This is a genomic window from Streptomyces sp. XM83C (genome assembly GCF_023072675.1).
GTDB classification, from domain to species: Bacteria; Actinomycetota; Actinomycetes; order Streptomycetales; family Streptomycetaceae; genus Streptomyces; species Streptomyces thermocoprophilus.
In genome coordinates, this window is record NZ_JALLGL010000362.1 from 1 (window position 1) to 5,717 (window position 5,717).

Annotated in this window: 6 protein-coding genes; 2 read left to right on the forward strand and 4 right to left on the reverse strand. The window is 71.8% G+C overall.

From position 1 onward, the window contains the following. Positions 1–187: 187 nt before the first annotated feature. Positions 188–1,300, reverse strand: a complete 1,113-nt coding sequence (locus MTQ10_RS27130; RefSeq protein ID WP_247472877.1) for an SDR family oxidoreductase — start codon at positions 1,298–1,300, stop codon at positions 188–190. 192 nt (positions 1,301–1,492) lie between these two features. Between MTQ10_RS27130 and MTQ10_RS27135 the strand changes: the two genes are divergently transcribed. Beyond that, positions 1,493–2,950 (forward strand): zinc-dependent metalloprotease, encoded by a 1,458-nt coding sequence (locus MTQ10_RS27135; protein WP_247472878.1) that lies wholly within the window; start codon positions 1,493–1,495, stop codon positions 2,948–2,950. After that, positions 2,947–3,474: an NUDIX hydrolase gene (locus tag MTQ10_RS27140; protein ID WP_247472879.1), complete on the forward strand. Its 528-nt coding sequence runs from the start codon at positions 2,947–2,949 to the stop codon at positions 3,472–3,474. The genes MTQ10_RS27135 and MTQ10_RS27140 overlap by 4 nt, the downstream gene beginning before the upstream one ends. Before the next feature lie 64 nt (positions 3,475–3,538). Here MTQ10_RS27140 and MTQ10_RS27145 read toward each other — a convergent pair whose 3' ends face one another. The 3 genes from MTQ10_RS27145 to MTQ10_RS27155 all read right to left on the reverse strand — a co-directional run. Then, complete coding sequence (locus MTQ10_RS27145; RefSeq protein WP_247472880.1) at positions 3,539–4,294, reverse strand: AIM24 family protein; 756 nt, start codon at positions 4,292–4,294, stop codon at positions 3,539–3,541. 17 nt (positions 4,295–4,311) lie between these two features. Continuing rightward, positions 4,312–4,992: an AIM24 family protein gene (locus MTQ10_RS27150; protein WP_247472881.1), complete on the reverse strand. Its 681-nt coding sequence runs from the start codon at positions 4,990–4,992 to the stop codon at positions 4,312–4,314. 11 nt (positions 4,993–5,003) lie between these two features. Beyond that, positions 5,004–5,717, reverse strand: a 714-nt coding sequence (locus MTQ10_RS27155; RefSeq protein WP_247472882.1) for an AIM24 family protein, incomplete at its 5' end; no start/stop codon positions are given.

Below are 5,717 nucleotides of genomic sequence, written 5' to 3' on the forward strand. Positions count from 1 at the left end.
CTGGGGCGCTGGGGGTACCCCCTCTGGGGGAGGGACCCCCGTGGGCGCCGGGTGGCGTGACCCACCCCGCGCCGACACCCACGCCGGGGGACCCCCGCCCAGCACCGGGCACCGGAACCCCGCGCACGGGCACGGCACGGCCGCGCCGTCGCCCCGGCAAGCCCCCGGCGCGGCAGCGCCGTACGGCTCACACCCGGCGCCGCGCCTTCCGCGCCCGCCGCACCACGGCCGCCGCACCGAGCAACGCCACCGTCGCCCCCGCGGCCCCCGCCGCCGTCGCGTCCTTCCGCCCCAGCCGCCGCCCGGCGACGGTGTGCCGCCCGGCCACCTCCTCCAGCAGCTCGGCGAGCACCTCCTCGTTCGTCCACCCGGGCCGCCATCCCGCGTCGTGCAGCCTGCTGCCGCTGACGACCCACGGGTACATCGTGTACGCGAGGTCCCCGGCAGGCGACGGCGTCAGCCCGATCCGGTGCAGCCGTGCCGCCGCACCGAGCGCGACCGCCGACGGCAGCTCCATCCGCCGGATGCCGCTGAGCTGCTCGACCTCCTCCTGCTCCAGCCACCCGTCGCAGCCGACGGCCAGCTCCCCGTCGACCTTCTCCAGCACGGCGTACTCCAGAGCGCTGCACAGGTCCTCGACGTGGCAGAACTGCCAGGCCGGCCGCGACCCGGCCACCACCAGCAGCCGAGGGGATTCGAAATACCTGGTCAGCGCGGTGTCGGTGCCGCCTACGAGGATCGCGGGCCGTACGACGGTCACGTTCAGTCCGGGGTGCGCCCGCGGCGCCCGCCGCGCGAGCCGTTCGATCTCCAGCAGGTCGCCGACGCCCGTCGCCTCCGCCGTGGCGCGCAGCTCGGCGTCCTCCGACAGCGGCAGCTCGTTGTCCGGCAGCGCGCCGTAGACCATGGCGGAGGTGCACAGCACCACGCGGTGCACCCCGGCCGCCGCGGCGGCGGTCAGCACGGTCTGGGTCCCCCGGACGTTGTACGCCGTCCGCGCGGCGGGGTCGGTCCCGAGGTCGAGGTCGAGCGCCAGGTGCACGACCACGTCCGCGCCGCGCAGCTTGTCGGCGATGGAGGGGTCCCGCACGTCCAGGATGTGCCACTGGGCCGCCGCGCACTCGCCGCGCCGTTCGTCGATGGCGATGACCTGCTTGATCTCCTCCGAGGCGGCGAGCCGCTCGGTGAGCAGGGCTCCCACGCCGGACGCGGCGCCGGTGACCGCGACGACGGGTCCGCGCCTGACGGACGGGGTTGACGGGTTTCGCGCTGCGCGAACCTGCGGATCTGGGGAACTCACCGGGCGTCTCCAGCGGTTGTCTTCATACGAGCGCGAGTGACGCGTACGTACCAGGTGGCATCCATCCTGCCGCAGGCTGTCAGTCGGCGAAGCACCGAGGCCCGATCCGCTTGTGGTGTCTACGCTGGGTGGTGTTGTCGGGCAGTCGCGCCGCCGGAAAGGAACCGGTGGCCTTACCAGCCGAGGAATCCCGTGAGTGACACCCCATTCGGATTCGGCCTTCCGCCGGAGGAGCCGGAGAACGGCGACGAGGGCAAGAAGAAGGACCAGCAGAGCGGTGGTGGTCAGGGACCGGCCAACCCGTTCGGTTTCGGGCTGCCCGGAGCCGGGGGCTTTGGCGGCCCCGGCGCCGACAATCCGTTCGCTGCCATGTTCGGTTCGCTGAACCCCACCGATCTGGGCGCCGCGTTCCAGCAGCTGGGCCAGATGCTCTCCTACGAGGGCGGCCCGGTGAACTGGGACATGGCCAAGCAGATCGCCCGCCAGACGGTGTCCCAGGGCACCTCTGACGGCACCAAGGACGCCAGCGTCGGCCCCGCCGACCGCAAGGCCGTGGAGGAGGCCGTCCGCCTGGCGGACCTGTGGCTGGACGACGTGACGGCTCTGCCGTCCGGCGCGGCCTCCGCCGTGGCGTGGAGCCGCGCGGAGTGGGTGGAGGCGACCCTGCCCGCGTGGCGGGAGCTGGTCGACCCGGTCGCCGAGCGGGTCGGCGGCGCGATGGGCGACATCCTGCCGGAGGAGATGCAGGCCATGGCGGGCCCGCTGATCGGCATGATGCGCTCGATGGGCGGCGTGATGTTCGGCACGCAGATCGGTCAGGCCGTGGGCGTGCTCGCCGGTGAGGTCGTCGGCTCCTCCGATGTCGGCCTGCCGCTGGGCCCGGCCGGCAAGGCGGCGCTGCTGCCGGTGAACATCGAGGTGTTCGGCAAGGACCTGGGTGTCCCGGCGGACGAGGTGCGGCTGTATCTCGCCCTGCGCGAGGCCGCCCACCAGCGTCTCTTCGCGCATGTGCCGTGGCTGCGCTCGCATCTGTTCGGCGCGGTCGAGGGGTACGCGCGCGGGATCAAGGTCGACACGGCGAAGCTGGAGGACGTGGTCGGCCAGTTCGATCCGCAGAACCCGGAGGAGCTTCAGCAGGCGCTTCAGCAGGGCATGTTCCAGCCGGAGGACACGCCGGAGCAGAAGGCCGCCCTGGCCCGTCTGGAGACGGCTCTGGCGCTGGTGGAGGGCTGGGTGGACGCGGTGGTGCACGCCGCCGCCAAGCCCCGGCTGTCGTCGGCGGACGCGCTGCGCGAGACGCTGCGCCGGCGTCGCGCGTCCGGGGGCCCGGCCGAGCAGACGTTCGCCACGCTGATCGGTCTGGAGCTGCGCCCGCGCCGCCTGCGGGACGCCTCCCGGCTGTGGGCGTCGCTCACCGACGCGCGCGGCGTGGACGGCCGTGACGCGCTGTGGGCGCACCCGGACATGCTGCCGACGGCGACGGATCTGGACGACCCGGACGGTTTCGTGCACCGCGAGCACATCGACTTCTCCGAGCTGGACAAGATGCTCGGTGAGGCGGCCGGCAAGCCGGACCTGCACAAGAAGCGGGACGACGTGGGCGAGGACAGCCCGGGCGACGGCGACGGCAAGGGCGACGACACCGAGTGAGCCTGTACGACGACGCGGTCCTCGTCCTGAAGGGGTACGAGGGCCAGGACGAGCTGCGCCAGGCCTACCTGGACCATCTGGCGGCGCACCCGGACGGGGTGTGGAAAGCCTGCACGGCGGGTCATGTCACGGCCAGTGCCCTGGTGATCGACCCCGACGGGGGCCGGGTGCTGCTGACCCTGCACCGCAAGCTGCGGATGTGGCTGCAGATGGGCGGGCACTGCGAGCCGCAGGACCCTTCGCTCGCCGCGGCGGCGCTGCGTGAGGCCACGGAGGAGTCCGGGGTGGCGGGGCTGTCGCTGCTGCCGGGCGGCCCGGTCCGGCTGGACCGGCATCCGATCCCGCCGCCGTGCCATCAGCACTTCGACGTGCAGTACGCGGTGCTGGCCCCGCCGGCCGCCCGGCACGCGGTGAGCGACGAGTCGCTGGACGTCCGCTGGTTCGCCTACGACGAGGTCGCGGATGTCGCCGACGACTCCGTCGTACGGCTGCTGGCCGCGACACGGGCCCGGCTCGGCGTCTGAGACCCGCCGGACACGCGCAGGGGGCGACCGGACCGGCCGCCCCCTCCTTGTGCTGTGCGCGGGCTCAGCTCCAGACGTTGCCCTGGTTCTGACCGCGCGCCCCGTGCTGGCCCATGCCGTACTGGGCGGCGAGGCCCTGCCCGATGACAGCGTTCTGCGGAGGCAGCAGTTCACTCGGCTGGACCAGTGCGATACCGGTGCCCATGAAGCTGAGCTCCCAGCCCTCGCCGGTGCTGCCGCGCCGCCGCCACACGCCGGAGGAGTGCGTCTGGGCCTGCATCTGCACGCGCAGCCCGGTGGACCAGGCGACGATGGCATCGGCGTCGCAGTTGACGTACTTGTCCGGGGTGACGTGCAGCATCAGCGGCATGCCGGACGTCATCAGGGCGACCTTGCCGCGGCCGGTGATGTTCAGCTGGTACTTCCCCGAGCCGGAGATGCCGTACAGGCTGTCCACGGCGATGACCTCGTGGTGCAGGGAGGAGTCCATGGCGAGCACGTACTGGCTGTCGACGGTCAGCCCGTCCTGCTCGACGTCCACCAGGTGGACGTGCTGGGCGAGGTTGGCGAGGTAGACGGTGCCCTGCCCGTGGCAGCGCATCAGGTCCAGGCCCTCGCCGGTGCGGACACGCGCATGTGCCTGCTGGTTGCTCTGGAACTCGGCGTCGAACTCGACCATCCCCTGGTGGGCGACCATGGTGCCCTTGCGGGCGAGGATGTCGTCGTGCCCTTCCAGGGTGACGCGGAGCATCTGCTTGTTCTGCAGGCTCCAGCGGTCCTGGGTCTGCTGGTCGTTGTAGGCGAAAATCGGGCTCTGCATGGCGTTCTGGCTCCCCCTCAGCCCCGGATCCGGAGGCGGTCGGTGCTGTCCTCGCTGGGCTGGACGACGACGATGCCCTGGCCGGAGAAGGCCATCTGGTAGGCCTCGCCGCTGCCCCGGCCGATGAGGGACTGCGCCTTGAAGCTGCGCTTGCCCTTCACCTTCAGGTTCGGCGACCACGCGACCAGCGCGTCCGGGTCGACGTACGTCTCGTCCTCGCCGCCGCCGCAGTCGACGACGATCGGCTTGCCCCGTGAGGTGAGGGCCACCCAGCCCTGCCCGGAGATCTTGGTGTTCCACAGGCCCTGCCCGGCGAACTTGGCCAGGCCCTTGACTCGTTCGACACCCCACTGCAAGTGGGCGTCGAAGGCGAGCAGATTGGTGGCGTTGACGGAGATGCCGTCGCCGTTGAGGTTGATGACGACGACGTTCGCGCCGTAGTCGGCGAGGTAGAGCAGCCCGTCGCCGGAGCACTTCATCAGGGGCGCGCCCTCGCCGGTCATCCAGTCGCGGGCGATCTGGCGCACGGCCGACGGGTTCGGCTCGTACTGGATGAAGCCCTCGTAGGCGACCATCGAGCCGACCCGGGCGAACAGGTCGTGTCCGGTCTGCATGGCGACCTTCAGCATGTGGTTGCCGTGGTTCTCCATGCGGGCGGTGACGGGTGCGGGGGCGTGGCCCGCAAACGGCTGGTTCATGACGGGCTCCCTCAGACCTCGTACGGCTGGACGACGATGAAGTTGCCGGGTGCGCCCCGGAACTGGAGGTTGACGCTCTCCCCGGTGTCGCCCGCGTAGGCGTTGCGGCGCATGCGGACCTGGCTGGAGACGACCACCTGGGCGGCGGACGACCAGGCCACGACGGCGTGGCAGTCGGCGAAGGTGGTGGGGGTGACGGGCAGCACGACGGGCGTGCCGTGGGTCTTCACCACGATGGTGCCGACGCCGGTGAACTGCATCGTGAACAGCGCACCGCCGGGGATGCCGTGGCCCTCGATACGGCGGACCTCGTACTGGAGGCTCTCGTCGAAGGCGAGGACGTTCTCCGCGGAGACGCAGATGCCGTCGCCCTGGAGTTCGATGGGGTGCAGCATCGTGGCGTCCTCGGCGAGGAACACCTGGCCCTGGCCGGTGCAGCGCATGAGCTGCATCTCCTGGCCGGTGGCGTTGCCGACGATACGGCCGGCGAAGCCCGCGCCCTTGTAGCTGAAGTCGACCTTGCCCTGGTAGAGCACCATGCTGCCCTGGCGGGCCAGTACGGGCTGGCCGCCGATGCCGAGGTCGACGCGGATGAGCTTCTTGTTCTGCTGGGTCCAGCGCTGCCCGGTGGGTGTCTCCCGGAACTGCTGCAGGGCGGCGGCGACGCCGGGGCCCTGCAGCAGTTCCGGGAGACACCCACCGGGCAGCGCTGGACCCAGCAGAAC